29 protein-coding genes are annotated in these 26,924 nt (G+C 36.1%); 11 read left to right on the forward strand and 18 right to left on the reverse strand.

The features are described from left to right. Positions 1–15: 15 nt before the first annotated feature. The 7 genes from AC6CHR_RS07595 to spoIIM all read right to left on the reverse strand — a co-directional run bounded on the left by AC6CHR_RS07595 (position 16) and on the right by spoIIM (position 6,350). Positions 16–1,317 (reverse strand): pyrimidine-nucleoside phosphorylase, encoded by a 1,302-nt coding sequence (locus AC6CHR_RS07595; RefSeq protein WP_498247979.1) that lies wholly within the window; start codon positions 1,315–1,317, stop codon positions 16–18. Between the two features lie 20 nt (positions 1,318–1,337). Beyond that, entirely contained in the window at positions 1,338–2,165 is an 828-nt protein-coding gene (locus AC6CHR_RS07600; RefSeq protein WP_498247980.1) for a purine-nucleoside phosphorylase, read from the reverse strand. An 11-nt stretch (positions 2,166–2,176) separates the two neighbouring features. Then, positions 2,177–3,361, reverse strand: a complete 1,185-nt coding sequence (deoB, locus tag AC6CHR_RS07605; RefSeq protein WP_498247981.1) for a phosphopentomutase — start codon at positions 3,359–3,361, stop codon at positions 2,177–2,179. 375 nt (positions 3,362–3,736) lie between these two features. Beyond that, complete coding sequence (xerD, locus tag AC6CHR_RS07610; RefSeq protein ID WP_498247982.1) at positions 3,737–4,630, reverse strand: site-specific tyrosine recombinase XerD; 894 nt, start codon at positions 4,628–4,630, stop codon at positions 3,737–3,739. A gap of 6 nt (positions 4,631–4,636) precedes the next feature. Next, a complete protein-coding gene (locus AC6CHR_RS07615; protein WP_498247983.1) occupies positions 4,637–4,864 on the reverse strand; it encodes a YqzK family protein in 228 nt (75 codons plus the stop codon). Positions 4,865–5,104: 240 nt separating this feature from the next. After that, the gene (gene fur / locus AC6CHR_RS07620; RefSeq protein WP_498247984.1) at positions 5,105–5,578 is read right to left on the reverse strand and encodes a ferric iron uptake transcriptional regulator; all 474 of its coding nucleotides are present in this window, start codon (positions 5,576–5,578) and stop codon (positions 5,105–5,107) included. A gap of 118 nt (positions 5,579–5,696) precedes the next feature. Further along, a complete protein-coding gene (gene spoIIM, locus AC6CHR_RS07625; protein ID WP_498247985.1) occupies positions 5,697–6,350 on the reverse strand; it encodes a stage II sporulation protein M in 654 nt (217 codons plus the stop codon). A gap of 128 nt (positions 6,351–6,478) precedes the next feature. Between spoIIM and AC6CHR_RS07630 the strand changes: the two genes are divergently transcribed. Beyond that, complete coding sequence (locus tag AC6CHR_RS07630) at positions 6,479–7,057, forward strand: GNAT family N-acetyltransferase (protein ID WP_498247986.1); 579 nt, start codon at positions 6,479–6,481, stop codon at positions 7,055–7,057. A gap of 184 nt (positions 7,058–7,241) precedes the next feature. Here the strand turns inward: AC6CHR_RS07630 and AC6CHR_RS07635 are convergent, their stop codons facing one another. Continuing rightward, a complete protein-coding gene (locus AC6CHR_RS07635) occupies positions 7,242–8,408 on the reverse strand; it encodes a TIGR00375 family protein (RefSeq protein WP_498247987.1) in 1,167 nt (388 codons plus the stop codon). 74 nt (positions 8,409–8,482) lie between these two features. Continuing rightward, the gene (locus AC6CHR_RS07640) at positions 8,483–9,034 is read right to left on the reverse strand and encodes an NUDIX hydrolase (RefSeq protein ID WP_498247988.1); all 552 of its coding nucleotides are present in this window, start codon (positions 9,032–9,034) and stop codon (positions 8,483–8,485) included. Positions 9,035–9,118: 84 nt separating this feature from the next. Here AC6CHR_RS07640 and mciZ point away from each other — a divergent pair, with 84 nt between their 5' ends. Both mciZ and AC6CHR_RS07650 read left to right on the forward strand, forming a co-directional pair. Next, positions 9,119–9,274, forward strand: coding sequence for a Z-ring formation inhibitor MciZ (mciZ, locus tag AC6CHR_RS07645; RefSeq protein WP_498247989.1), 156 nt, complete (start codon positions 9,119–9,121; stop codon positions 9,272–9,274). 193 nt (positions 9,275–9,467) lie between these two features. After that, positions 9,468–10,376 carry an aldo/keto reductase gene (locus tag AC6CHR_RS07650; protein ID WP_498247991.1) on the forward strand — a complete coding sequence of 303 codons (909 nt, stop codon included), beginning with the start codon at positions 9,468–9,470 and terminating at the stop codon, positions 10,374–10,376. Positions 10,377–10,433: 57 nt separating this feature from the next. On the opposite strand, the gene AC6CHR_RS07655 is transcribed toward AC6CHR_RS07650, so the two are convergent. Then, complete coding sequence (locus AC6CHR_RS07655) at positions 10,434–10,667, reverse strand: YqkE family protein (RefSeq protein WP_498247992.1); 234 nt, start codon at positions 10,665–10,667, stop codon at positions 10,434–10,436. Between the two features lie 381 nt (positions 10,668–11,048). On the opposite strand from AC6CHR_RS07655, the gene AC6CHR_RS07660 reads away from it, so the two are divergent. Continuing rightward, a complete protein-coding gene (locus AC6CHR_RS07660) occupies positions 11,049–11,972 on the forward strand; it encodes an alpha/beta hydrolase (protein ID WP_498247993.1) in 924 nt (307 codons plus the stop codon). A 148-nt stretch (positions 11,973–12,120) separates the two neighbouring features. Here AC6CHR_RS07660 and AC6CHR_RS07665 read toward each other — a convergent pair whose 3' ends face one another. The 4 genes from AC6CHR_RS07665 to AC6CHR_RS07680 all read right to left on the reverse strand — a co-directional run bounded on the left by AC6CHR_RS07665 (position 12,121) and on the right by AC6CHR_RS07680 (position 14,732). Beyond that, positions 12,121–12,363, reverse strand: a complete 243-nt coding sequence (locus AC6CHR_RS07665; protein WP_498247994.1) for a DUF2552 family protein — start codon at positions 12,361–12,363, stop codon at positions 12,121–12,123. 10 nt (positions 12,364–12,373) lie between these two features. Next, on the reverse strand, positions 12,374–12,697 hold the full coding sequence (locus tag AC6CHR_RS07670; RefSeq protein WP_498247995.1) for an iron-sulfur cluster biosynthesis family protein: 324 nt from the start codon (positions 12,695–12,697) through the stop codon (positions 12,374–12,376). A 135-nt stretch (positions 12,698–12,832) separates the two neighbouring features. Beyond that, the gene (locus tag AC6CHR_RS07675) at positions 12,833–13,165 is read right to left on the reverse strand and encodes a YolD-like family protein (RefSeq protein ID WP_498247996.1); all 333 of its coding nucleotides are present in this window, start codon (positions 13,163–13,165) and stop codon (positions 12,833–12,835) included. A 304-nt stretch (positions 13,166–13,469) separates the two neighbouring features. Continuing rightward, a complete protein-coding gene (locus tag AC6CHR_RS07680) occupies positions 13,470–14,732 on the reverse strand; it encodes a Y-family DNA polymerase (RefSeq protein ID WP_498247997.1) in 1,263 nt (420 codons plus the stop codon). Positions 14,733–14,978: 246 nt separating this feature from the next. On the opposite strand from AC6CHR_RS07680, the gene AC6CHR_RS07685 reads away from it, so the two are divergent. Beyond that, positions 14,979–15,173 carry a YqzH family protein gene (locus tag AC6CHR_RS07685; RefSeq protein ID WP_498247998.1) on the forward strand — a complete coding sequence of 65 codons (195 nt, stop codon included), beginning with the start codon at positions 14,979–14,981 and terminating at the stop codon, positions 15,171–15,173. Between the two features lie 90 nt (positions 15,174–15,263). On the opposite strand, the gene AC6CHR_RS07690 is transcribed toward AC6CHR_RS07685, so the two are convergent. Further along, positions 15,264–16,058, reverse strand: a complete 795-nt coding sequence (locus AC6CHR_RS07690) for an SDR family NAD(P)-dependent oxidoreductase (RefSeq protein WP_498247999.1) — start codon at positions 16,056–16,058, stop codon at positions 15,264–15,266. 702 nt (positions 16,059–16,760) lie between these two features. On the opposite strand from AC6CHR_RS07690, the gene proC reads away from it, so the two are divergent. Beyond that, positions 16,761–17,597, forward strand: a complete 837-nt coding sequence (proC, locus tag AC6CHR_RS07695; RefSeq protein ID WP_498248000.1) for a pyrroline-5-carboxylate reductase — start codon at positions 16,761–16,763, stop codon at positions 17,595–17,597. Positions 17,598–17,876: 279 nt separating this feature from the next. After that, on the forward strand, positions 17,877–18,149 hold the full coding sequence (locus AC6CHR_RS07700) for a hypothetical protein (RefSeq protein ID WP_498248001.1): 273 nt from the start codon (positions 17,877–17,879) through the stop codon (positions 18,147–18,149). A 10-nt stretch (positions 18,150–18,159) separates the two neighbouring features. Here AC6CHR_RS07700 and AC6CHR_RS07705 read toward each other — a convergent pair whose 3' ends face one another. Continuing rightward, a complete protein-coding gene (locus AC6CHR_RS07705) occupies positions 18,160–19,788 on the reverse strand; it encodes a M20/M25/M40 family metallo-hydrolase (RefSeq protein WP_498248002.1) in 1,629 nt (542 codons plus the stop codon). Between the two features lie 160 nt (positions 19,789–19,948). Between AC6CHR_RS07705 and namA the strand changes: the two genes are divergently transcribed. Continuing rightward, complete coding sequence (gene namA / locus AC6CHR_RS07710; protein WP_498248003.1) at positions 19,949–20,965, forward strand: NADPH dehydrogenase NamA; 1,017 nt, start codon at positions 19,949–19,951, stop codon at positions 20,963–20,965. A gap of 144 nt (positions 20,966–21,109) precedes the next feature. On the opposite strand, the gene rnz is transcribed toward namA, so the two are convergent. Then, positions 21,110–22,042 (reverse strand): ribonuclease Z, encoded by a 933-nt coding sequence (gene rnz / locus AC6CHR_RS07715; RefSeq protein ID WP_498248004.1) that lies wholly within the window; start codon positions 22,040–22,042, stop codon positions 21,110–21,112. 380 nt (positions 22,043–22,422) lie between these two features. Here rnz and zwf point away from each other — a divergent pair, with 380 nt between their 5' ends. From zwf to AC6CHR_RS07730, 3 genes are all read left to right on the forward strand, one after another. Further along, positions 22,423–23,901: a glucose-6-phosphate dehydrogenase gene (zwf, locus tag AC6CHR_RS07720; protein ID WP_498248005.1), complete on the forward strand. Its 1,479-nt coding sequence runs from the start codon at positions 22,423–22,425 to the stop codon at positions 23,899–23,901. A gap of 736 nt (positions 23,902–24,637) precedes the next feature. Beyond that, positions 24,638–24,778 (forward strand): hypothetical protein, encoded by a 141-nt coding sequence (locus AC6CHR_RS07725; RefSeq protein WP_498248006.1) that lies wholly within the window; start codon positions 24,638–24,640, stop codon positions 24,776–24,778. A 91-nt stretch (positions 24,779–24,869) separates the two neighbouring features. Continuing rightward, positions 24,870–25,322: a hypothetical protein gene (locus tag AC6CHR_RS07730; RefSeq protein WP_498248007.1), complete on the forward strand. Its 453-nt coding sequence runs from the start codon at positions 24,870–24,872 to the stop codon at positions 25,320–25,322. 120 nt (positions 25,323–25,442) lie between these two features. Here the strand turns inward: AC6CHR_RS07730 and gnd are convergent, their stop codons facing one another. Then, positions 25,443–26,855 (reverse strand): NADP-dependent phosphogluconate dehydrogenase, encoded by a 1,413-nt coding sequence (gene gnd, locus AC6CHR_RS07735; RefSeq protein WP_498248008.1) that lies wholly within the window; start codon positions 26,853–26,855, stop codon positions 25,443–25,445. Between the last annotated feature and the right edge of the window lie 69 nt (positions 26,856–26,924).

A 26,924-nucleotide genomic window follows, 5' to 3' on the forward strand; every position in this document is an offset into this window, starting at 1 on the left:
CTTACTTATATACAACTATTCGATCGTAGCGTAAATTAACTTCGGTGCTTTAACTTCTTTTTCTGTAGTGGTTATACTGTTATATAACTTATTTTTCACTTCGTCTACATTTTCTTGATTACTATGGATTGTAACAAGTGATTCACCTTTTTTTACTCTATCTCCGATTTTTTTGTTTAATACAAGTCCAACTGCTAGGTCGATTTTAGAATCCTTTGTTGCACGACCTGCTCCTAATAGCATGGCAGCTGTACCTACTGTATCGGCAATGATCTCTGAGATGTAGCCATCTTCTTTTGCCTCTAACTCAATGATGTATTTTGCTGCTGGTAAAGTATCAGGTTGATCGACAACTGAACCATCTCCACCTTGTGCTTCGAGAAATGTCTTTAGTGTCTCCAATGCTTTTCCGTTATTTATAACTTCAACAAGCATCGTTCTAGCTTCTTCTAGAGAGTCGGATTTTTTAGCTAATAGAACCATGTAGCTACCTAAAGTTAAGCAAAGTTCTTCTAAATCTTTGGGACCCTTTCCACTTAAGGTATCAATTGCCTCTTTAACCTCTAACGCGTTCCCGATTGCGTAACCTAATGGCTGACTCATATCAGAAATAACAGCCATCGTACTACGACCAACCAAATTACCTATGTCAACCATAGCCTTTGCAAGTGCTTTGGAGTCATCTAAACTCTTCATAAATGCTCCTGCACCTGTTTTTACGTCAAGGACGATTGCATCAGCGCCTGCTGCAATTTTTTTACTCATGATCGAGCTTGCAATAAGTGGGATACTGTTAACCGTTGCGGTTACATCTCTTAATGCATAGAGACTTTTATCTGCTGGCGTAAGATTTCCACTTTGTCCAATGACTGCAATTTTGTTTTTATTCACTAACTCAATAAACTGTTTATTTTCGATTTCAACATGAAAGCCTGGAACAGATTCGAGTTTGTCAATTGTTCCCCCTGTGTGACCTAAACCACGGCCGGACATTTTTGCAACAGGAACTCCAACTGCAGCTACTAGTGGCCCTAATACAAGTGTTGTCGTATCTCCAACACCACCTGTACTATGTTTATCAACTTTTATTCCTTTAATTTCACTTAAGTCAATTGTATCTCCTGAATGAACCATAGCTAGTGTAAGCTCTGCACGCTCATTATCTGTCATACCTTGAAAGTAAACAGCCATTATAAAAGCACTCATCTGGTAATCGGGAATATCTCCGGTAGTAAAACCCTCAATAATAAACTGAATTTCTTTTTTTGTAAGTTCCAGACCATCTCTTTTTTTCTCTATTAAATCAACCATTCTCATCAATAATCTCACCTTTGTTTTTAGTTTGAAGTATGAATTTTCTCAACAATGCCTTTTACTAGATTTAGGAAGTTGACCCGAACGATTTCTGTTGTTTCAATTACTTCGTCATGTGATAAAGGCTGATTTAAAATTCCAGCTGCCATATTTGAGATACAGGAAATCCCTAGTACACTTAAACCTGCATGTCTCGCTATTATTACTTCCGGAACTGTTGACATTCCAACTGCGTCTCCACCTATTATGCGAAGGGCACGAACTTCAGCAGGGGTTTCATAGGATGGCCCTGTGTTTCCTACGTAAACACCTTCTTGCAACTTTATATTAAGATCATTTGCCGTTTTCTTTGCCATATTTCTTAGGTTTTCATCATAGCTTTGGGACATATCAGGAAATCGGACTCCTATATTTGAATCATTTGCGCCGATAAGCGGATTTGTTCCCATATTATTTATATGATCGGTAATTAACATTAAATCTCCCGCTTCAAAAGACTCATTTATCCCACCTGCTGCATTAGTAACGATTAATGTTTCTACACCTAATTCCTTCATTACTCGGACAGGCGCTGTTACTTTGTCAAGGCTATATCCCTCATAAAAATGAAAGCGTCCCTGCATTGCGACTACCTTTGCACCTTTTAATGTTCCAAAAACAAGCTGTCCTGCATGTCCTTCCACTGTTGATACTGGAAAATTCGGAATCTCATTGTATGGTATTTTCACTGGGTTTTCGATTTCATCCGCTAATACACCCAAGCCTGAACCAAGAATTAGCCCTATTTTCGGTATATCTTCAAATTTTGATTTTACATAACTTGCTGCTTCTTTAATATTTTGATAATTCATTATGTACCCTCCTATTTCAAATCAGATAAGAAACTGTTGCCATATGACGGCATTTCCACCTTAAAATTCTCGGCAATGGTTGCGCCTACATCTGCAAACGTCTCTCTAATTGGTAGTTCCTTCCCAACACTAAATTTTGGATTATAAACAAGCAATGGTACATATTCACGAGTATGATCTGTTCCAGGGTGAATAGGGTCATTACCATGATCTGCTGTTATGAGCAAAAGATCTTGATCTGTTAACTTCTCGATTACTTCTGCTAGCCTATTGTCATATTCTTCAAGTGCCTTTCCATAGCCAGCTGGATCACGGCGATGACCAAATAAGGCATCAAAATCTACTAGGTTTAAAAAGCTAATTCCGGTAAAATTCATATCAATCGTGTCATTTAATTTATCCATACCATCCATATTGGATTTCGTTCTTAGTGATTTAGTAATACCTTCACCGTCAAAAATATCGGATATTTTCCCGATCGATATAACATCATACCCACTGTCTTTAAGCTCATTCATGACAGTGCGGTCAAATGGCTTGAGTGCATAGTCATGTCGATTCGCGGTTCTCGCAAAATTCCCCGGCTCTCCTAAGAAAGGGCGTGCAATAATACGACCTACCATGTATTTTTCATCCAACGTCAATTCTCTAGCAATTTCACAAATTTTATATAACTCATCTAAGGGGACCAGCTCTTCATGTGCAGCAATTTGCAGGACGGAATCGGCCGAGGTATAGACAATTAATGCCCCTGTTTCCATATGTTCCTCGCCAAGTTCAACTAAAATTTCTGTTCCCGATGCTGGTTTATTACCAATAATTTTTCGGCCAGTTCTTTCCTCTAATTCATTGATTAGTTCTGGTGGGAAACCCTCCGGAAAAACTCTAAATGGATTCTCAATATTCAAACCCATTATCTCCCAATGGCCCGTCATTGTATCTTTTCCGTTTGATGACTCTTGCATTTTTGTATAGTAAGCCATTGGCTGATCTTGGATAGGTATTCCCTTAATTTCTCTGATATTGCTTAAGCCCAACTTCGCCATATTTGGCATGTTGAGACCACCCATATAATCAGCTATATGACCTATTGTGTCAGAACCAAGATCATTAAATTCATCAGCATCCGGCGCTTCACCGATACCAACCGAATCCATTACAACTAAGAAAATGCGTTTATATGTATACTCTGACATACAATTCCTCCTTTTATGTACTGTCCTCTTCTTACTGTACCTAATATCATTCGTTTCCATTCCCAAAAGTACCGGACTAGGGGTCTATTCACACTTGTCGGAAGTCTGACAACTATACTTCTTCATTATAAACCCCTAATATTGCCAATGACAACCATAAATGATAGATACGACTTTCTTCATAACAAAGCATAAGATATTTATATTCTTTTATTCCTAATAGCCTCTTCTCATTGTTTATACCCTCTAAACAAATCTATTTAGCCTAAAAACTAACTTTTCATCATAACTTTCTTTGAGATGAACTAAATCACGTGTTTATTAAAGAAGTGAACCTTATAAAAAAGCATCTCCACAAAATGTGTGATGCTTCCGTTAAGCACGAGGATGAAATTGATTATATACATCTTTTAATCTAGCTTTTGTTACATGTGTGTAAATTTGCGTTGTTGAAATATCTGCATGTCCAAGCATCTCCTGCACAGCTCTTAAATCCGCGCCATTTTCAAGTAAGTGAGTCGCAAATGAATGTCTTAATGTATGTGGTGTGAGTTCTTTGTTTACATTTGCCTCGAAGGCTATTTTCTTTAAATTTTTCCAAAATCCCTGCCTTGATATGCGCTTTCCGTGATGGTTTACGAACAATGCTTCAGTTGGTTGTTTTGAATTTATTAATTTTGGTCTTCCTTTTTCAATATAACTCAAAATAACATCTGTTGCTGTTCTTCCAATTGGGACTATTCGTTCTTTATTCCCTTTTCCATAACAACGAATAAATCCCATTGTTAAATGAACATCTGTTAAGTTCAAGTTAATCATTTCACTTACTCGTATTCCTGTTGCATATAATAGCTCGAGCATCGCCTTGTCACGGTAGCCAAATGGTGTTGTTAATTTCGGTGAATCAAGAAGTTTTTCTACTTCTTGTAAGGACATGACCTTAGGCAAGCTTCTTTCCAATTGAGGAGACTCAATAAGTACGGATGGATCTTGATCAGCTTGTTTCTCTCTTAATAAAAATTGGTGAAATGAGCGAATTGAAGCCGTATGTCTTGCTATTGTTTTACTAGACTTTCCAGCTTCCTTTAGGGACTTTAAAAACTGTATGATATGAAGACGAGTTACCTTATTAAAGGTATCTAGTTGTTGCATCTCTGTTAAATGTTTATGGTAACTTTTCAAATCTCTTTCATATGAAACGATGGTGTTGTTTGATAAACCACGTTCTACTATTAAATAATGAATAAAATCTTTTATTTGATCCTTCAAAGTCGTCTACTCCCCATTGTCTAAAAAGAAAATCAATCTGTTAAACCAGCTTTCTTCTTCATTATTCATCATGTTGGTTACCTTTAATGCAGCACCCTCAGGTTGATCATATCGATGTAGTTCTTGGTACTCCAAGTTAACCCAAATGATAGCATAATAGAATAAAACCGTAAATCCAGTAAATAAAATAAAGACTTTCAGCATATCTCCTACTGTTTTGAACCAACGGACCATAATGTTACCTCCAAAAAATTCATATGTATTTTTCTAAATTTGAATGATCATACTAAAGGTTGGCACAGGTCCTTGGGCTACTAATTTTAACAAGAACCTTAATAAACCGTCATTAATAAAAGATATGCCAAAAAGGACAAACTTTATACATAAAATAAAAAAGGATTCCGATTTTTTCTATTTATTTTTCAGCCTTCAAAATAAAAAAATAAAAAGCCTAACTATGTATGTTAGACTCCATCAACTTTCATTATTGGGTTCTTGTATGTTTTCTTCACTTTCCTGACATTTCAAACAAATCCCATGAAATGTAAGGCGGTGATCTTTGATTTTAAATTTCCAATTACGTTCAACGATTTCTTCAACATCTTCAAGTAGATCCTCTTCAATTTCAGCAACTGATCCACATTCCATACATACAAGATGATGGTGGAAATGAGCAGCGCCTTCCTTTCGAAGATCATATCTGGAAACACCGTCACCGAAGTTTATTTTATCGACAACTTTTAATTCTGTTAATAATTCTAAAGTTCGATAAACTGTTGCTAATCCTATTTCAGGTGCTTTTTCTTTTACGAGAAGGTATACATCTTCAGCACTTAAATGGTCTTCTTCATTTTCTAGTAATACCCGAACTGTTGCTTCACGCTGCGGTGTTAATTTATAACTAGCAGAATGTAGCTGTTTTTTGATCCGATCAATGCGGTTTTCCATAGCTTCTCTTCCTCCCTCGCCGCGTACCCAAAACTATTATATATCAAATGGAAGGAGAGTGTCCAATTAAAGTCATTACAATCTAATAAAGAGAATGAGTATTACATAATATTTATTATTACTTACTGACGAATTCCACTATATTCTTCATTAAAAAGGGTGATGCATATGCCTCAAATCCAGATGCCACAACAGCAAGAACTCCGATAAATAGAAAAACTGTTGCATATCTCATAAACAAAGAAAAAGGCGCCTCTATATTACTAGTTTTCTTAACAAACAACTGTTTAATAATCTTTAATGTAAAGGCAATCGCAACTGAACACATGATAATAAAAGCTGGTATAAGCAAAATATTTTGCGGCAGCACTGTGACAAATGAAAGTAAAAAACCCTTTAGACCTAATTGGTTTACTAAAAAGCCCACTGTGAAGCCAACAACCATCCCTTTAATGAAAAGCATAACCAATATGACTGGAAGACCAATAATAGAAATACCTAGTATCCACATCAAGCCTAAGTATTTTAAATTATGAAAAAAGCTTTGTTGGAACATGTCTGCTGAACTTGCTATTTCCCCTTCAGAAACTTGTCCAAAAAATCGATTTAAATAGTAATATAAGTCTTCTTTTTGGCTTAAGTTCATACTGTTTACAATAATTGCCCCAAATATTACACCCATTAAAAATAGCACAAATACAAACAGATATATGGATGAATGCTCCTTAAGATGCTGCTTCATCATTGCACTGATTGGCAGTTGTCTTCGCATGATTAGTTCCTCCCGTCTTTCACTTACTAGAGTATATGAGAGGAACACTAATCTATGACTTAAAAAACGGTTTTCTTTTCTAGTTTTCTATTATATACTACTAAAAAATATTGAGGATGTGATGAAGAGTGAATCCACTATTACTAGATTTCCCTTCTGAGTTTAAAACGAAACGTCTTCTCCTACGAGCTCCAATGGTTGGTGATGGACAGGTGGTCAATTCGGCAATTCGTGCGTCTATTAACGAACTTAGACCTTGGATGCCCTTTGCACAACAAATCCCAACTGCTGAAGAAACAGAAATAAATATTAGAGAAGCTATTGCCAAGTTTATTCTAAGAGAAGATTTACGGTTTCATATTTATGATCAGTTCGATGGACACTTTATTGGTAGCACAGGTCTGCACCGAATAAACTGGGATGTTCGTCGATTTGAAATTGGTTATTGGGTCGATACAAAATACAGTGGCAAGGGCTATATTACAGAGACTGTCGAAGGTTTAATTCATTTTGCCGTAGCAGAACTCGATGCAAGACGAATTGAAATTAGATGTGATACGAAAAACGATAAAAGCAGGAAAATTCCTGAAAAGCTGGGATTCACATTAGAAGGCACGTTTCTTCAAGATGACATGTCAGCAGATGGTAAATCGCTTAGAGATACTTATGTATTCGCAAAAGTTATAGACAACCCGCTCCCGCTATGATGAAAAGAAGCAAACATCTAAACTAAAAAATCTAAGTTCCTTTGTAAATAACCACTTTAATTAGTGGCCCCTTCAAGTTCTAAAGTTGAGAAAAGATAGGCGGGGACTCTCAAAGGATCTCCAAAAGAGAAAACGAATACTATGTTTTCTTTTTTGGCTCTTTTCTGAGTCACTTACTCTTTTACTAAATTCCAGTAACCTTCCCATACGTTCCACCACCACCAGAGGTAACTTGAAGACGCCCTTCTCTCGCTGCGGCTATGTATCCTGCTATTTTTCCGGTAACTACCTTTTCAAGTTCATCCTTTGGCACTTCATGCAAAATGTTCATTTCTGTCCCAAAGATGTCTTTTAATTTTTCTAATGTTTTCGGTCCGATACCGGGAATAAATTGAAGTGGTACTTGGTGGATATATGGGGGTCGAGTATGTTTATTTTCTACTCCGTTTGCCAGTTCAATAAGTCGCTTTGAAACTCCTTTGACAAAACGCGTACTTCCGCAATTTACACATTCAACTTGGTTTTCTTCGGGTTTTAACCCACATTTTTCACAAGTTGTTTCATAATACTTTCCTAGATATGGATTCAATCCATAATTTGCTTCAACCCTTCTACCATCCTCATTAGAAAGTGCCTTTTTTAACTCTAAAAAGCTTGGGGTTTGTAATACTAGCTTTAAATACTCTCTGCCAATTTTAGGTAGTGAGTGAGCATCTGAATTCGTAAGAAATGTGTAGTTATGGAGTTCTGCAATTTGGTCTGCCATACTTGTATCTGAACTTAACCCTAGTTCTACTGCATCAATCAATGCCGGATCGAATACCTCTTCTAACGAAAGCGTAACGCCACTTCCATACATGCTTTTATGTGGGGTGAAAATATGCGCTGGAATAAACAACCCATCTAGTTTTTTAACTATTTGTTGGAGTGCTTTTCCTTCCTCATATATTCGTTGAGAACTAAGTGTTATATTCGTTAACCTTGAAGATAACCAATTAGAAAATTCCTGCATCTTTTCAAGGGTAGGCATAAACGCCAACACATGGATCGGTCCTTTGCAATTCTCATCATAAATTTCCAATTCACTTCCTAGTATTAACGTTGTGTTTTTAAACCGAATACCACCATCCTCCAATTCAAGACAATCACCGTTTTCTATAAGCTTCCTAAGTGTTAAGATGACTTCAGGCACGTGACAATCGATGACGCCAACAATATCAATCCCCTTGTGCTCACTTGCCTCAACTAATATATTTTCTAGAGTCAGCATTCTTGAAGCCGTTATTTTCACGGGCTTACCAGAAGATGTTTGGCCAATATGAATATGTAAATCCGCAAAATAACTATTCATGATGAAAAATCCACCTCCTGCTACTGTTCTTTACACACTCTAACGAAAAATAAACATTATTCTTAAAATAGTTATTACTTGCTAAGTGTTTGTTTTAATTGCAAATATTGAACGGCAAATGCGGTTTTTGCATCATATATCTGCTTATTTCGAATCATTTCTTGTGCTTCTTCTAATGTAACCTCGATCACATCTAAAAATTCATCCTCATCTAATTCTGCAGCTACTTTTAGTTTTTCTAAATCCTCTGCAATAAACAAATGAACGAGTTCATCAGCAAAACCCGGTGACGTATAAAAAGAGATTAATAATTGTAGGTTCGAACATGTATAACCAGTTTCTTCCTCTAATTCTCTTTTAGCGGTACCCTCTGGTTTCTCACCTTTTTCAAGCTTTCCAGCAGGAATTTCTACAATTGTTCGACCAAGTGGCTTACGGAATTGCTCAACCATTACAATCTTATTTTCTGGAGTGATGGCAATTATCGCAACAGCTCCTGGATGTTTTACAATTTCACGGGTACTCGTTTTTCCATTTGGTAATTTAACTTCCTCTACATATAAATCAATGACTCTTCCCTTAAAAATTTCCTTTGAAGAAAGTGTCGTTTCTTTTAAATGATCCATTCTCTCAACTCCTGATTTGTTCTATTTGCTTACCTTGTCTCATACATTCTACCATAACATTTTGGAAGGGATTGGTTCCTCAGAGTGAAAATCTACCGGCTCGAAAAAGGAATTGTCCTTGTTGGTAAAGCATGGGAAATTCGGACAAAACTAAAAGAATATAGTCGAATCTATCCAACTGTTCATGAATGGATTAAAGATGAAAAAATGCCCGCTCCACCTTATTCCAAAAACAATTAACATTATCGAATTCGTTATTTGTACATTCCCGTGGTAATGGTAGAGAGTGTAATAACCCGAACAACTTTACTCAAAAGGCATCATTATTATCGATGCTTTTTTGCATTTCCTAAAGTGCTTTCAGTTGCTTTTTGACATTCATTATACTAGTCTCAATCCATAGGATAATCTATTAAAATAAGGAGTGAAAAAGATGAAAAAAAGGCAACTGGGACAATCCGATTTGTATGTTAGCGAGGTAGGACTTGGCTGTATGTCACTTGGTGCAGACGAAAAGCAGGCACTCTCACTTATAGATGCAGCAATAGACCAAGGTATAAATTACTTAGACACAGCAGATTTATATGACTTCGGATTAAATGAAGAACTAGTTGGAAAAGCAATTAAACAACGCCGCCAAGATATCATTTTAGCTACAAAAGTAGGAAATCGTTGGAAGGATGACAAAACAAGCTGGGATTGGGATCCTTCAAAACAGCACATAAAAGAGGCGGTAAAACAGAGTCTTCTTCGTCTTCAAACAGATTATATCGACCTTTATCAACTTCACGGTGGAACCATTGAAGACAACATTGATGAAACAATTGAGGCATTTGAAGATTTAAAACAAGAAGGTATTATCCGCCATTACGGTATTTCTTCTATACGACCTAATGTGATTAAGGAATATCTCGAGAAATCTAACATTATCTCAATTATGATGCAATACAGCCTTTTGGATCGACGTCCTGAGGAGTGGTTTTCTTTGTTAAACGATAAAAATGTAAGCATTATTGCTCGTGGACCACTCGCAAAGGGCCTATTAACAAAAAAACCTATATCCTCCAAATCGCTAGATAAAGGCTATCTTTCATATACAAAGGAAGAGCTTGCAACATTATTACCTAAGCTTGAGAATATTGATCCCTCACACACAATGACTGAGCTTGCTTTGCAATATTGTCTTTATCAAGATGTTGTCGGTGCAGTTATTCCTGGAGCAAGCAAGATATCCCAATTAACTGAAAATACTACAGCATCAAAAGCCGAGCGAATATCTACTAGTACATACGAGTTGCTTCAGAAACTTTCAAAACAGGAAATCTATCAACAACACCGGTAAAAAACGGGATCTCTTTTTGATCCCGTTTTTTAACCATTAACACTTCGATTACAGCCTTTATTTAAAATCCTTCCACGATAAAGAACTTTCACCTAAAAGTTCCCCAAAACTCTTATTCTTTTCACGTTGCTTTCTTTCTGCTATTTTTTGTCGCTCACTAGCAGCTTCTCTATCCTCTTGCTCCTTAGCTAACCCTTTTTTTACTGCCTTTAATTGCTCTACTAAATCACTATTTAAATGATCGGAAACGATTACTGATTGATCATTCTTTTTCTTGTTTAATTTCTTCAATTTAATCTCCTCCTACGTGCACCAGGATTATTTGCTGTTTTCAACTAAGATTATTATTTTTCGTACAAAGCATAGTTTGATTAGTTACTATTCGACAATAAACTTTTTAAAAAGAACTTAGTTTAAAGTATAAGAAAGTTTTTTTAATTTGAAAAGGAATTCACATTAGGAAATTCTTCTCAGAGAGTGAATCATGATCGTTAATTGAAGATGCCAAAAGATACTTGCATTTTTAGTTTCAAATATTGGAAGTACCTTAACATTCGTGTAAAATAAGATTGAAAATTAAGGTATTCAACTGTATTTTTGAAAAAATTGATTCATGTAAGGGATACGCTTACTATTATTTCAACAATCAACACAACTTAAAGGAGATTGCATATGAAAAAAACATTGATTGGATTTCTGATTTTCCTTTCTTATATCTTTATTATTGGTTTTTTCTTTACTAATAAAATGATGTACATAAAGAAAAAAACGGATGAAGAGATTATTGATCGAGAAACAAAGCTTGGACTTTATAACCAAAGCGATTTTGACTTACTTGAGAAAAGACATTTTTCAATTCCTTCTCAGTTTGGTTATTCGATAAAAGGTACGCTTATCGAGCCATTTGCGACAGATCGGTATATGATCATTTGTCACGGTGTTACGGTAAATCGACTTAATTCCGTTAAGTATATGAACTTATTTTTACAAAAAGGTTGGAACGTATTAATTTATGATCATCGTAGACATGGTGAAAGTGGCGGAAAAACGACGAGTTATGGCCATTATGAAAAATTCGATCTACAATCCGTTGTTGATTGGCTAAAGAAGGAAGTAGGAGAATCGATCACTTTAGGGATACATGGTGAGTCGATGGGTGCGGTGACGACATTGCTTTATGCTGGGATGGTGGAAGATGGAGCAGATTATTATATAGCTGATTGCCCCTTTTCAGAGCTTGAGGCACAGCTGTTGTACCGGCTTAAAGCAGAATTTAAGTTACCTAGTTTGCTTGTCATGCCAATTGCTAAGCCTTTTGTTCAGTTACGCGATCGTTATGCTATTAAAGGTGTTTCACCACTCAATGCAATTGTTAATATTAAGAAGCCTGTATTATTTATTCATAGTCAAACTGATGATTATATCCCTGCCGAAATGTCACGGCAGCTCTATGAAAAAAAGCAAGGATCAAAAATGTTATATATTGCTGAAAAAGGATCCCATGCGATGTCTTATTCAGAAAATCGTGAGAAATACTCCCTCGTTATTGACGAGTTTTTTGCTGAAATTGGTTTACAAACCACAACAGAAAATTAGGCTACTTGCCATTCCATTTGGATAATCTAACTTGCTTGTACAATCGAATTGGTCCGAGTAGTAATTTCAATGACTATCCCTATAAAACTCAAGTATTCCATCACAAAAAAAGAGCAAGCACACTACACAGCTGGTGCTTGCTCTTTTTCTAATTTAACACATCTGAAATTTGTTCCATATTTTCTTCCATCCATTTGATTGCCTCATCAATTGTCTGAAATTCCTGTGCCTCAAATGTCATTTCATCCTGTAGCAACCATACATCCTTTGTATCATCATGTGGCCCCCCGATTGACCAATGAAGAAGACTATATGGATGATTATTATTTAAAAAGGACACCCACGTTTTATTTAATGCGACATTTTTTATTGAATTCAATCGATTTTTCACCTGATTTTCCTCACTTTACAAGTAAGCTCATGCGCGGATTTAAAATTTGTGAAGGACTTTTTAGCATAAAGCAATTTGCTGTTTTATTATGGGAAATGGTGAGTTGCTCATCCAAAAACACCATTTTGGTTTTCTCAACATAAATGGGCACATGATTTGTTTCAAGCTTGATATCATCCTCTTCGTGCTTTTCGACTAACCAGAGTGCTGTGACACCACTCATTACACATCCGCAGCCTTCTGTATCATATTTTAGTTTTAAGATCCTTTGTTTATTTTCTTCAAGTTTGGGTGTTAATTGCTCAATTGCCTCATTTGTAAATGTTAAATGCATATTATTCTCCCTCTTATTTGCTTTAACACCATTTTAACATAGGTATATCATGTTCTCATCTCTAAGTGCTTCTGAAAGTCCCAATCAAAGAAACAGATCAATAAGATAGCACCTATTGGTCCATCTTCTAATTTGTTACTTTTGTTTCACATCAACAATTGCTTGAAGTGGTAGCTGAAAATGTTGGCCACTTTGCTCATTAACTATACGAAGTACATGCTTAATCGGATCAACAAAATGGATGTAACCAGAGCATGTGTGATGAAAGTGGTCTTTATAATACGTAAAAATGAGTTCCGTATGTTCTTCCATTGCCATACAAATCGCCTCGTTAAACTGTTCAAGCTGTTGCTCATCAAGCTCAGGTTTTTCTTGATAGGTATCCGTCTCTGACCAGTCTCTTAGTAGTTTCACATGCTCAGGTAACATCATCGATGTCCATTTTATATTGCCTCTATCTCGTATCATGTCTTACCCACCATCCTAAAAGCATTAAGTATATCTAATGAAAATCCCTTGGGTATCCTAACTGAATCAGGGTCTGCGCAATTTCATGATACCCTCTCCTAAAGCTACATACGTTATACTCCGTTGCTTACCTACTTCCACGCTACGTTCCTCCTAAAAAATAAATAAAGTTCTAATACCGTATTCTTTAGGTGCATGATCGAAAGCTTTTCCATTTTAAAATAGGCTTTTAAGGAATGGGATAACGCTGATGCAGGTGCCCCTATTGATCCGTTTCAGTACTTCCTCAAATTCTGAGTTTACGTTATGCCTTATGACCGCCCACAAGCTTAGCACGATGTTTCGCTGTTCCTGCCGGCGTGTATGACACGGCGCGTAAAATCGCGTCTGATCCATATTTATAGCGAATTGAATCCATTACATAGCCTAGTGTTCGTTGTTTAGATCGATTTGGTTGAAACAAGTCCAATTGCATTTCACAATCGTCTTCAATATTTGACAACGTAATCGATAGTTGTCGCACTGTTTTATTTGTATAAAACGTTTCAAATAACTGCAAGCATGTGTCATAAATGTCCATTGTAATGTTTGTAGGCTGATCAATCGTTTTGGAACGGTGGAACCCTCCTCCAAATTCATCACGGCTATATCCTACTCCCAGACTAATCGTTCTTCCAACCTTTTTGTGTTGGCGTGCTCTACTGGCAACTTCCTCACTGATTTCTAACATAACATGCTTTACTTCTTCTGAATCTGAATAATCGCGAAGTAAAATTTGACTTTTTCCAAAGCTAACCTGCCCCTGCATAATTGGTGCACCAATTTCTGATAAGTCAGCTCCCCATGCATGGTAATAAAGTTGATTGCCCATGACACCAAACTTTTTCTCGAGTAGTTCAAGTGGATAGTGTGCAAGCTGTCCAACGTTGAAAATCCCCATTCGATTTAATGTTTTTTGCACTTTGGAGCCAATCCCCCACATTTGATTTAATGGTTCAAGCTTCCAAAGTTTTTCCTTTACGTCGTCATATGTCCATTCTGCAACACCAGTTTTCTTTGCATCAATATCTAAGCATACTTTTGCCAAAAGTAGATTAGGTCCAATACCAACTGCACTAGGAAGAGCAAACTCACGCTCCATGTCATCACGGATTTTATCGGCAATTGTCCACGCATCTCCCCAGATATCCTCAACGCCATCGACCTCTATAAAACTTTCGTCAACACTGTAAGTATGAATCGCTTCTTTTGGTACATAGCGGTGAAATAATTTTGTTATTTCCGTAGACATCCGAATATATGCCCCCATCTTTGGATTGACAATGTTGATCCGTGGATCATTTGGAACCTCAAAAAGCCTCGCTCCAGTTTTTATGCCGAATTCCTGTTTCATAAGCGGAGAAGTTGCTAGTACGATACTTCCTTGACGGTTTGTATCACCAACAACAACTAAATAGCAGGTCAGTGGGTCCAAGCCAAGTAAAACAGCCGCACAACTTGCATAAAAGCTTTTCATATCGATACAAAGAATTTTTCGCTTTGGCAATTGATCATAGTTTTCAATCATAGCTGGTTCCTCCCAAAAACAGAATGTACGTTCGCTATTATTATATTCTTATAATAAGAGAATATACGTTCGAATTCAATGGAAGTTTTCACCATACCTACGATTGTATTAGCCGTCTTGATGCTCGTTTCAATTACTTTGTAAAATAGTAACTAATAAAGTATCTATAGGGAGCAACAACTTTTTAATTACGCAATCTTCAAAAGTGACCTAAAAAACAGGTATACTAACATAGAGAGGTGTTATATGGAGGAAAAATTCATTTTGAAGATGCTTAGAAATAACTTTTTACAGTACGGCAGAAGTCTTATTGAAAATCCACTTTCTGAAGATGATTACAAGTTTATCATTGAAAAAATAGTAGCTGAAAAAGATGAAGATACAGAGTGGTACGAAGTTATTGAAGATGTAGTATATGCCTATTTTACAAATCAGGAGTAGAACATTCATTAGACAATCTCAAACACAGGTTGTTAAAAAGCAGGCAAGAGGCTCGACGTAAACACTGAGCCTATAACTAGGAGCCCACAATTATTTCTTAAAAAGAGCCTTCCCTGCTATCCGTTCAAAGAGCCTTGGCATAACTTGGTAAAGGGTACTTCCTGCATTCATCCAACCCGGTAGATTAATTTCACGTCTTGAAGTTAGCATAGAGTTAACAATAATCCGGGCTACCTTATTTGGGTCAAGCATCCAGCGTTCAACACTTTTTACATAGTCACCTTGTTTGTCGGCAATCTCAAAAAAATTAGTTTTAATTGGACCTGGATTAACAGAAGTCACATATATCTTACTTGGCTTGACTTCCATTCGTAGACTGTTTGTAAAACCAATCACAGCATGCTTAGAAGCTGCATAGAGACTAGACTTTGGCGTTGCAATTTTCCCAGCCTGGGATGCGATATTAATAATATGTCCCTTGTTTCTTTTCATCATAGTTGGTAGCACCATTTTTGTTGTTGCTATTAACCCATAGACATTTACCTCAAACATATTTTTCATTTCATCAAGTGTAGCGTCAATGACATCATTAAAGATGCCGAACCCAGCGTTATTGACAAGAATGTCGATTTGACCAACTTCCTGCTCAATCTGCGAAAATATCCGCTGAGTTAACTCAATATTCTGAACGTCCAGCACATAATAATGACAAGACACATCATAGTCTTGTTTTAATCGTTTAGCTAGCTGAACAAGCATTTCTTCTCTCCTTGCGAGCAGAATAAGGGTAGCTCCTTGCATTGCACACTCAACTGCGATTTTCTCCCCTAAACCACTTGATGCACCAGTTATTACTATATTGCATCCTTTTATACGCGGATTCACTTAAATCACCTCAAACGTTTTAGCAGTATTTGACTAGTCATGTTACATGTAAGTATCACCTTTAATTTGACCGATTTCCTTAGAATAGTCAAGTATCTTATATAAGGCATTGCTGTAACATAATATGGAATAAAGGAGGAAATCTGAAGTTTGTCCTTCATAAAATAACTTGACAAGAAACTGTCCACCACTGCATAATAAATAAAAATTCAGGCAATTGGCACGATAATCTCTTTGGCTAAGGCCCTCTTCTAAAAGTTTGTTGCTCTAGTACTAATAAAAATCGGCTTTTGGATTTTTATTATGTAAATTGAAGCAATCTATGGAGGGATATCAGAGTAATTTAGCGAAAAGAGCACGAAGATTACTTAAAACGTGTAACATTAGTACTTTTTACGGAAAACAACAATCTTTGCGAAAAAGCCTTGACTAAAAACGTATCATTTTCTATGACGAATTCAGGGACTATGACAAGTATACTAAATAAGAAGCAGTAAAGAGATGGGCCGCATAGTGAGATGCTTCATGGCACCATTTTTTATTAAACCTACCCTATGAACTGTTAGGAAAACCTAACCGTATTTCAGCGATAAGGACAGTATGGGAAAATCCCAATCCAACTAAGTTGGTACAGTGGAGCCATTCCATCCTTTTATAAGGATGGAATGGCTTTTTATATTGTAAACAAAGGAGGAGTTCCATTTGGATAAAATTGGATTTATTGGCGCTGGATCAATGGCAGAAGCATTGATTGCAGGACTTTTAAATGGTGGAGTTTTCAAATCAGAACAAATAATCGTTGCCAATCGCTCTAACTCAAAACGATTACTGGAGCTTACAAAAAGGTACGGTATTGAAACAACACATAATAAAGAAGAGTTAGCGCAGAAATCATCGATAATCGTTTTAGCAATGAAACCTAAGGATGTAAAGGCCGGGATCGATGGTATTCAATCTTCTATTTCAGATCAACTAATAGTTTCAGTTTTAGCAGGGATTTCAATTAAAACAATTACTAGTATTCTCGGTAAACAAGCTGCCATTATTCGAGCTATGCCTAATACATCAGCTACGATTGCTAGATCAGCTACAGCAATCGCAGCAAGTCATAACGTCACAATGGCACAAATTAAGAAATGCCAATCTTTGTTTGAAGCAATTGGAATTTGCAAGCAAGTTGAAGAGAATCAGCTCGATGCGGTTACAGGTCTATCTGGTAGTGGGCCCGCATATGTTTATTTTTTAGTAGAGGCTATGGAAAAGGCTGCTGTTGAGGTTGGTCTCGATTCAATTGTAGCAAGAGAACTAATTGTTCAAACTTTACTAGGGGCATCTGAAATGATAGCGAGCTCTGATAAACATCCATCACAACTAAGAAAAGAAGTGACAAGTCCTAACGGAACAACCGAAGCGGGTATTCAAATCCTTCAGGACAAAGGATTTGAGGATGCGCTAATCTCTTGTGTAAAACGAGCTACAGAACGATCACAGGAACTAAAAAACATGTTTGCAGAGGCGCTCATTACGACGGATAAGTGAAATAATGTAGAGACAAGTAAGAAGATCCAATATTAAACTGATGAGAGCGTTTGGAGAAAACGGTGCACTTTTTCTATTGTTTGAAATAATACAAGAAACTAGAGGCTCCTCATAGTTATTCCCTCTTACCAAGGCTAAGCTTACAAATGAAATATGGTGGTACAATACTAGAAGTTATAAACTTATACGGGTCGTGTATACCCATTCATATCAGATAATTGTCCGCATTTACATTACTACGCTAATTTGATAATTCTTGTTCTAAGTAGGTGATTATTAGTGAAAGTTTCAATAACCGAGCTACCTGATCGAGAAAAAGTAATTTATCAGAAAATAACACAAATGCCAAAGCAAGAAAAACAAATGCTTTGGCATCTTATTAAACATACGAATATTGAAGGATTTGCGCTTCACCCAAAAATTGAAAAAGAAATGCTTTCTCTTATAAGACAAGAATTTATTGCGATCAATGAAATCTATCAAGGCGAGGGCTTTAGTTTTTTCATTTTACAAAAAGCTCCGTACTTACTCAGACAGTTAAAAAGGCGATAATTCAATTTATTTATTCGTTTTGTTCAAAGATCATGTTAATTGAAAGGTGTAATAACTCAGGTAAAATAGTAAACGAGTATGGAATATGCAAGCGTTCTGTCCATTTATGTGGATCTCTTCCTAATGGTCCTATATTTAAAACAGGAATGTTTAAGCTATGCATTTCTTTCAATGGTAAATTAAAGTGCTTTCCGTAAAGAGGCATATTTGTCGTCAATTGGGAAACTGATTGTACATTGTCATTTAATTGTAGAAAACTCAAATCGCATAGACCTGGAAAGTAATTCTGCTGTTTCATTGTGATCTCATATTCCTTTTTCATATAAGTGATTACATGTTCTACGGTTCTTTGAATTTGCTTATTTTCTTTAGAGGATACAGCAGGATAAAACGGTGGGCTGTAAAAAACAACAATCATTGGAGCGTATTCTTTACACATCCCCACGAGTTCTGCAACCAATCTCGTAGAATAGTCCTGATCTCCTTCATCTCCCCGATTTGCTGTTAAATCATTTAATCTTCTTGTTATTTCTTTTTCACCATATTTGTTTATTGCTTTCTGTAACAGTTCGCTATACGAAAAAACACTTACTTTCCATTCAGGTGCTGTAAACTGAACAAACAGATTAAACCGACTAACCCGATCTACATAAAACTCCTCTACATTCAAGGCTGCATTCTTTGCAAGTTGAATTAGCTGTTCATGGAGATCACTAAATTGTCGATTCATCATAAAAAGGTTATACATAGATACAGATGCGTGCGGAATTTGAACTGAGTATTTTCGTTTTAAATCTCTCATCATTAGGCTCGTTGGTGGCGGTGTTACTTCATCATCAACTTGTTCACAGAATGATTCGTTTAATTCAATTAATTGATTAAGTTCAGAAAGTAAGAGATTAGCGTTTAATCCCGAAAATGGTTCACCCACATGTGTTTCAATACCACAGCAATATAAGCCAGCCAGTACCTTACCAATTGAACCAGAATAGATATAATGGTGTTGGTCATTTGGATATTTGGCAAACATAGGTTCAGAATTTATACATGCTTTAAACGTCAATCGATAACGTTTCTTCATATCATTTAAGATAGGGACCGCATGTAACATACCGGCAGAGTCAACCTCTTCGTCTGGGACTGTTACTAATAAAAGATTACCTCTATACTCTCCACTCATCGCCCTCTCAAGCAGGGATAATTGAACAGAAAGTCCAGCTTTCATATCCATGGTCCCTCTACCAAACAACCACTCATCACTTTCGAGATCCTCTCGTGCAGATAATGGCAGTTTTGAACTTATTGATTTTAACTCTTTGGTTAGCTGTTCAGGTAGAAAAGCTAAATGAGCTAAATCACCATAATCTGTGACATCCACTACATCAAAATGACTCAATAAAACAATGGTTTCTTCATTATCGCCTTGCCTTACCAATCCTGTTACAATCGACCTTCCATCTTTCAGCGGATGATGATTTAAGTATTCAGGATGTTTTTTAAAATAATCTTGTTCATTAAGTAAATGATAAATAGTGTCTCCTAAAGCAATTTCACCCGGTGAACCTGTAATACTAGCCTGTTCGACCAAAATAGATAAAAGCTTTACCAGTTGCTCGTTCGTTTGCCATTTCCCATGCAATAGGACTCACCTACCTTATAAAGGTTTCTACTAATTGTATATAAGATTTAGCTTATTTAAAAGTGTAATAAATTCTTTTCAAGCAGGAAACATGACGGCAGGAAAAATATATTGTTATACTTTCTCAGGACACACATTAAAAGTTAACGGAGGAGAAACGATGCGTTCGAAACTATTACAACCATATAAAATCAACAATATAACTCTGAAAAATCGTATTGTTATGTCACCCATGTGTATGTATTCATCTACTGGTCAACAAGGTTTTATAGAAGATTTTCATATGACACACTACATTAGCCGAGCAGTCGGTCAAGTAGGATTGATTATGATAGAAGCGACTGCTGTTACACCACAAGGTCGTATTTCAGCACAAGACTTGGGAATTTGGAGTGATAACCATCTGCCACAGCTAAAAAAATTAGTTGAAGGAATAAAACAGAATGGTTCTGCAACAGCCATACAGCTTGCACACGCTGGGCGTAAAGCCACTGTTGATGGAGAGATCTTCGCCCCTTCTGCCATCGCCTTTGACGAAAATTCAAAGACACCTATAGAAATGTCGAAAACACATATAGCTGAAACCATTCAAGCATTTAAGGATGCAGCTATAAGAGCAAAAGACGCTGGAATTGATATCATAGAAATTCATGGCGCACATGGCTATTTAATCAATGAGTTTTTATCACCACTTTCGAATAAAAGGAAGGATGAATATGGTGGTTCCGCAGATAATCGATATCGTTTTTTAAGAGAGGTTATTGATGCAATCAAGGAAGTATGGGAGGGTCCTTTATTTGTTCGTATTTCCGCATCAGATTACACCTCAGATGGATTGGCTGTAGAGGATTATATTCCATATGTAAAAGCCATGAAAGATCAAGGCGTCGATCTTGTTGATGTCAGTTCAGGAGCTGTAGTTCCAGCTAAGATTCACGTTTATCCTGGTTATCAAGTTCGTTTTGCAGAAACACTTAGAGAGCATGCTAGTATTGCTACAGGAGCTGTAGGTCTTATTACAAACGGAATACAAGCAGAAGAAATACTGCAAAATGAGCGTGCCGATTTAATTTTCTTAGCAAGAGAGCTTCTCCGTGATCCATATTGGCCAAGAACAGCAGCTATCCAACTCCGTGATAATATCGATGCCCCAGTACAATACGAACGTGGTTGGTAAGTGCTTGACAGCATTGACATGACAGGTGAAGGAGGATACCCCAAAACCAAAGGGTATCCTCCTTCATTTCAATTTAAGGGTGTTTGTTGGAGAGATCAGACTCTTTTCCTCTTGAGTCAAACAACCTTTTTAAAAAAAACACAATCAGCCTCGCCATTTAGGAATTTCTATTTGCATAAAATCTGAAGCTATACAACTTTCTGGAAAAAGTGTTTGTGCCTCATTTTCTAGTTGTTTTAAAGCCTCTTCTGTTTGATATCGGGAACTTAGGTGTGTTAATAACAGTTTTTTAACATTTGCTGACAAAGCAACTTGTGCAGCTTGCTTTGTTGTCGAATGAAAATAATCATATGCTAGTTGCTCATCAGCTTCATCAAAAGTTGCCTCATGTATGAGTATATCAGCATCCTTAGACAGCTCAATACTTGCTTCAGTATACCGGGTATCTCCAAGAATTGTAACAACTCTCCCCTTCTGTAAAGGCCCCAAGAAATCGTTACCATCCAGGATGGAGCCATCCTCTAATTGAACTTGTTCACCATTTTTAATTTTTTGATAGATCGGACCAGGTTTAATTGACATTGCTGTTAATTTATCTACAAGTAAGCTACCTGGTTGGTCCTTTTCAATAACACGATAACCATAGGAATCAATGCCATGCTCAAGTTTTTTAGCAATAACGATAAATTGATCATCTTCAAAGACTACCCCTTCCAAGAGCTCCACAAATTCGATTGGGTAGGATAAATGAGACTTGCTAATTGTTAAAGCCGATCGAAGAAATTCCTCGATACCTTTAGGTCCATAGATGGTTAGTCGATCTTCGCCACCTTGGAAAGATCGACTACTGATTAAACCTGGTAACCCATAAATATGGTCACCATGCAGGTGAGTAATAAAAATCTTTTCAATTTTTCTAGGTTTAATCGGAGTATGTAAAATTTGATGCTGTGTCGCTTCACCACAATCAAATAGCCAAATAGCTTGTCTTTCTTCTAATAATTGAAGGGCTATACTCGTAACGTTCCGAGCCTTTGCTGGCATTCCTGCACCAGTCCCTAGAAACATAATATTCACGTGCATTTTCCTCCTATATATCACTTTCTATTAGCATACATGAAAAGAGACAATTGTTAAACTTCAAACTTAAGACTTGACCAATTCCTATCTATTTGTCTAAAATAGACTGAATAATAAAAAGATTTTAAAAAAGTTCAGTGCTTTTTGAACGATATTTTTCCGTTTATCGTTTATACTAGTATTTGAAGAATCATTTATGTTTGATTTAACGTACAATTACATTTAAAATTAAGTATTTGTATAGAGTGTTTTCCCTATCAGTGTGCTAAGATTCGATCCACCTTCATTTGATCATTTATAAGGTATCGTTTTCATAGATGAATTTCTTCACTGATGAATGAATAAATAAAATGCATTTGACAAAGTGAGGTACGAACGTGAATACACAAGAACAACCTAAATCAATTATTGTTATTTTTGGAGCAACTGGTGATCTAGCAAAGAGAAAGTTGTTTCCCTCTATTTACAGACTAATACAGAACGAAAAAATCGGTAAAGAATTTGCCGTTGTGGGTGTTGGTAGACGACCTTGGTCAAACGATGAGTTTCGTCTTAATGTAGCAGATTCTATTCAAACTGCAACGAAAGAACCAACTGAATTAGACGATTTCACATCTCATTTTTACTATCATCCATTTGATGTGACAAATCCGTCTTCCTATTTAGAATTAAACGATTTATTAGACTCATTAGATGGTACATATCAAACGGAAGGCAATCGTATTTTCTATTTAGCAATGGCACCAGAATTCTTTGGAATTATTGCCCAAAACCTTAAAAAAGAAGGTTTGACAGCTACAAATGGTTGGAGTCGACTAGTTATTGAAAAACCATTTGGACACGATCTACCGTCTGCCGAAACATTAAATCAAGAAATTCGCGAAGCATTTAATGAAGATCAAATTTATCGTATCGATCATTATTTAGGAAAAGAAATGGTTCAAAATATTGAGGTTATTCGTTTCGCTAACGCATTATTTGAACCACTATGGAACAACAGGTACATATCAAACATTCAAGTTACATCCAGTGAAGTGTTAGGTGTAGAAGATCGTGGACGTTATTATGAAAAATCAGGCGCTTTGCGAGATATGGTACAAAATCATATGCTACAAATGGTTGCATTGCTTGCAATGGAGCCACCAATTAAACTAACCACTAACGAAATTAGAAGTGAAAAAGTTAAGGTACTCCGTGCTCTCCGCGAAGTGAAAGAAGACGAAGTAACTGAATATTTCATTCGAGGCCAATACACTAGCGGTCAATTAGGTGAGAATAAAGTAGTTGGTTACCTGGAAGAAAATAACGTCGAAGATCATTCACAAACAGAAACATATGTGGCAGGTAAGCTTCTTATCGATAATTTCAGATGGGCTGGTGTACCATTTTACATCAGAACAGGAAAGCGATTGGCAGCAAAATCAACAAAAATTGTTGTGCAATTTAAAGATATACCAATGAACTTATATTATAAAAAAGGTGAGACTGTCGCTCCTAATTTACTCGTTATTCACATTCAACCTGATGAAGGTATCACATTGCAATTGAATGCGAAAAAGGATGGAGATGCTGGCGATTCTAAACCAGTTAAGTTAGATCTATCAAACAATTTCCTAGATGGTATTAATACACCTGAAGCATATGAAAAACTCCTTTTTGATTGTATGAGAGGCGATGCAACAAATTTCACCCACTGGGATGAAGTTGCCTTATCATGGAGCTTTGTTGATCCAATTTCAAAAGCTTGGAAAAAAGGAAAAGCCCCTGTTGCAGAATACACTTCTGGATCAATGGGTCCTAAGGAAGCAGATGACATGCTCAACGAAGATGGCAACCAATGGTGGCCAGTTAATTAAATCATTCTTTATAGCCGATAAGACTTATTTTTGTCCTATCGGCTTTTTTTGCATAGAAAAAAGGAGAATAAATCAATAGCCATTTCAAACAAGGATAAATCATTATACTCTCTAAGAGAATTTCAATATCCCTCCTCCTACTGATTTTTGTTCCACTAGATCACATTTGATTTTAATTTATCCAATTTCAGCTTTATATTGACCGTTTTAAGCAGTTTAAATAACAATATATATGTGAGTACTCTTTTGCCAGTCCTAACTAAAACCTCGTCCTTCTAAAGCATCTTATATTTATAGTAATGCCTTTAGAAGAAATAAGATGAAATCTTACCAATTTAGATCCTTTGTTTTCCGGCCAATCTCAAAAAGTTTACCAAAACAATATAGGCTAAAATGTGCGAATGAGCTCGTCTATTTGCCTCATACAAGACATTGATTGCAGCATAAAATAAAGTATGCAAGTTGCAACCCTTGCAATCTCCTTGTTTATATATATAAGCTGTTACGATCGGTCGTAACAGCTCCTTTTTATTCCTACACAACCCCTTGCCTTAACAAAAAAGTGGAGACTAGAGCGATATAGAGTATTTACGTAATTAGTCTATGTATAAAAAGCAACAATTTCTACGAAAAAAGCAATTATTTTAAAGTTTCATGTTTAAAACCATTCTACATAGGCTAAATATCCTATATACTATTAATAAGGTAGTCCAAATATATTATTCAGGTGATAGGTATGATACAAAATGAAGAAATACTCATTTTTATACATCAATTAGGTCTACTTTTTGATGAATATAAACGATGCAAAGATACAGTTATTCAGGAGAAAATATATGATGATATCCTCCTATTAAGTGATGTTATTAAGTCATAAACTGATCATTTTCGTCATTACAAATAAAGAAATAGAATAAAATAAAGACTAATGCTAATAATGATGTAAACAATTAATAGGAGCTATCCAGATGTTTAATCAAATTTTGTTATGGTTTTTATTTATTCCACCTTATCTTTTGCTGTTTTTCCTTAATAGGAAGAAAATGAAAAGATTTATCCCAGCAGGCCTTTTTGGTGCACTAGCTCTCACAATTATTTTCCAAATTGCAGAAAAACTAAATTGGTGGGAAATTAAAGAAACCATCTTCCCCTTTACCAATGTCACATCATTTGTATACGGTATTTTTCTCGTTGGTACGGTGTTCATACTTTATTTTAGTTTTGGAAATTTCATTTTCTACATGATTATTAATGCTATTGTAGATGCAGTTTTAGCTTTTGGCATTAATAACTTATATGAGCACTTGGGTATATATAAGTTAATCAAGATTACGTCAATAGGTGTTTATGCAATAACATTAATTCTTGCTATACTTATTTACCTCTTTCAAAAATGGCTTGATGAGGCTTACTGTGATTAAAATCTTAGTCGTCTCTTAAGTATATACCGAGTAATAAGTGCTGATGGAATAATTAAGTAATTAAAAAAGCGGACAGAACTCTTATTTACAAAGAGTTCTGTCCGTTTTTAAAAGTCACTTTTATTTTTCCATCCATTCAGTGTGAAAAATACCTTCTTTATCAACACGTTGGTATGTGTGAGCACCGAAATAATCACGTTGTGCTTGTAGAAGATTTGCTGGTAATGTTTCAGTACGATAGCTATCATAATAAGATAATGCTGATGAGAAGCATGGTACTGGAACACCATTTTCGATTGCTACAGTCAAGATTTGACGAAGGGCACCTTGGTAGCTTTCAACAATTTCCTTAAAGTAAGAATCCAGTAATAGGTTCGCAATTTGTGGATCGTTATCGTAAGCATCCTTAATTTTTTGCAGGAATGCAGCACGGATAATACAGCCACCACGGAAAATCATTGCAATGTCACCGTATTTTAGATCCCAATTGTATTCTTCTGATGCAGCTCTCATTTGTGCGAAGCCTTGAGCATAAGAACAAATTTTACTCATGTATAGAGCTTTACGAACTGCCTCAATAAGCTCTTCTTTATTTCCTTCAAAAGCTTTTGTAGTAGGACCTGAAAGAATTTTACTAGCTTTTTGACGTTCATCTTTCATTGCTGAAATAAAACGAGCAAATACTGATTCTGTAATAATTGGAAGTGGTACACCTAAATCAAGAGCACTCTTGCTTGTCCATTTACCAGTTCCTTTTTGTCCTGCAGTATCTAAAATAAGGTCAACTAGTGGTTTACCAGTTTCTTCATCCTTTTTCGTGAAGATGTCTGCTGTGATTTCAATTAGGTAACTATCTAGCTCCCCTTTATTCCATTCAGCAAATACTTCATGAAGCTCATCAGCAGTTAATCCTAGTACATTTTTCATTAAGAAATATGCTTCAGAAATTAATTGCATATCACCATATTCTATTCCGTTATGCACCATTTTCACATAGTGACCAGCACCATCAGGGCCGATATATGTACAACAAGCATCTCCATCAACCTTTGCAGAAATAGCTTCTAAAATAGGTTGTACAAGATCAAATGCTTCTTTTTGTCCACCAGGCATAATCGAAGGACCTTTTAAAGCTCCTTCCTCTCCACCTGATACACCTGTACCGATGAAATGGATTCCACTTTCAGCAAGATCTTTGTTACGTCTTTGTGTATCAGTATACAATGTGTTTCCACCATCGATTAAGATATCACCTTTATCAAGATGTGGTAAAAGTTGTTCAATTGTTGCATCAGTTGGAACACCAGCTTTAACCATTAATAAAATCTTACGGGGTGTTTCTAATGATTGTACAAATTCTTCAATGCTGTATGTACCGACAACATTTTTACCTTTAGCTTCTGATAGGAATTCTTCTGTTTTTTCTGATGAACGATTAAATACAGATACAGAAAATCCACGACTTTCAATATTTAACGCTAAGTTTTTTCCCATTACTGCTAAACCAATTACACCAATTTGTTGTTTCGACATTTACTTACGTCCCTTCTAGTCCTTAGAGTATGTAAGGGTCAGATTTTATGTCTGCCCTTTCTGACAAAA

Source organism: Metabacillus sp. GQ13 (genome assembly GCF_059758525.1).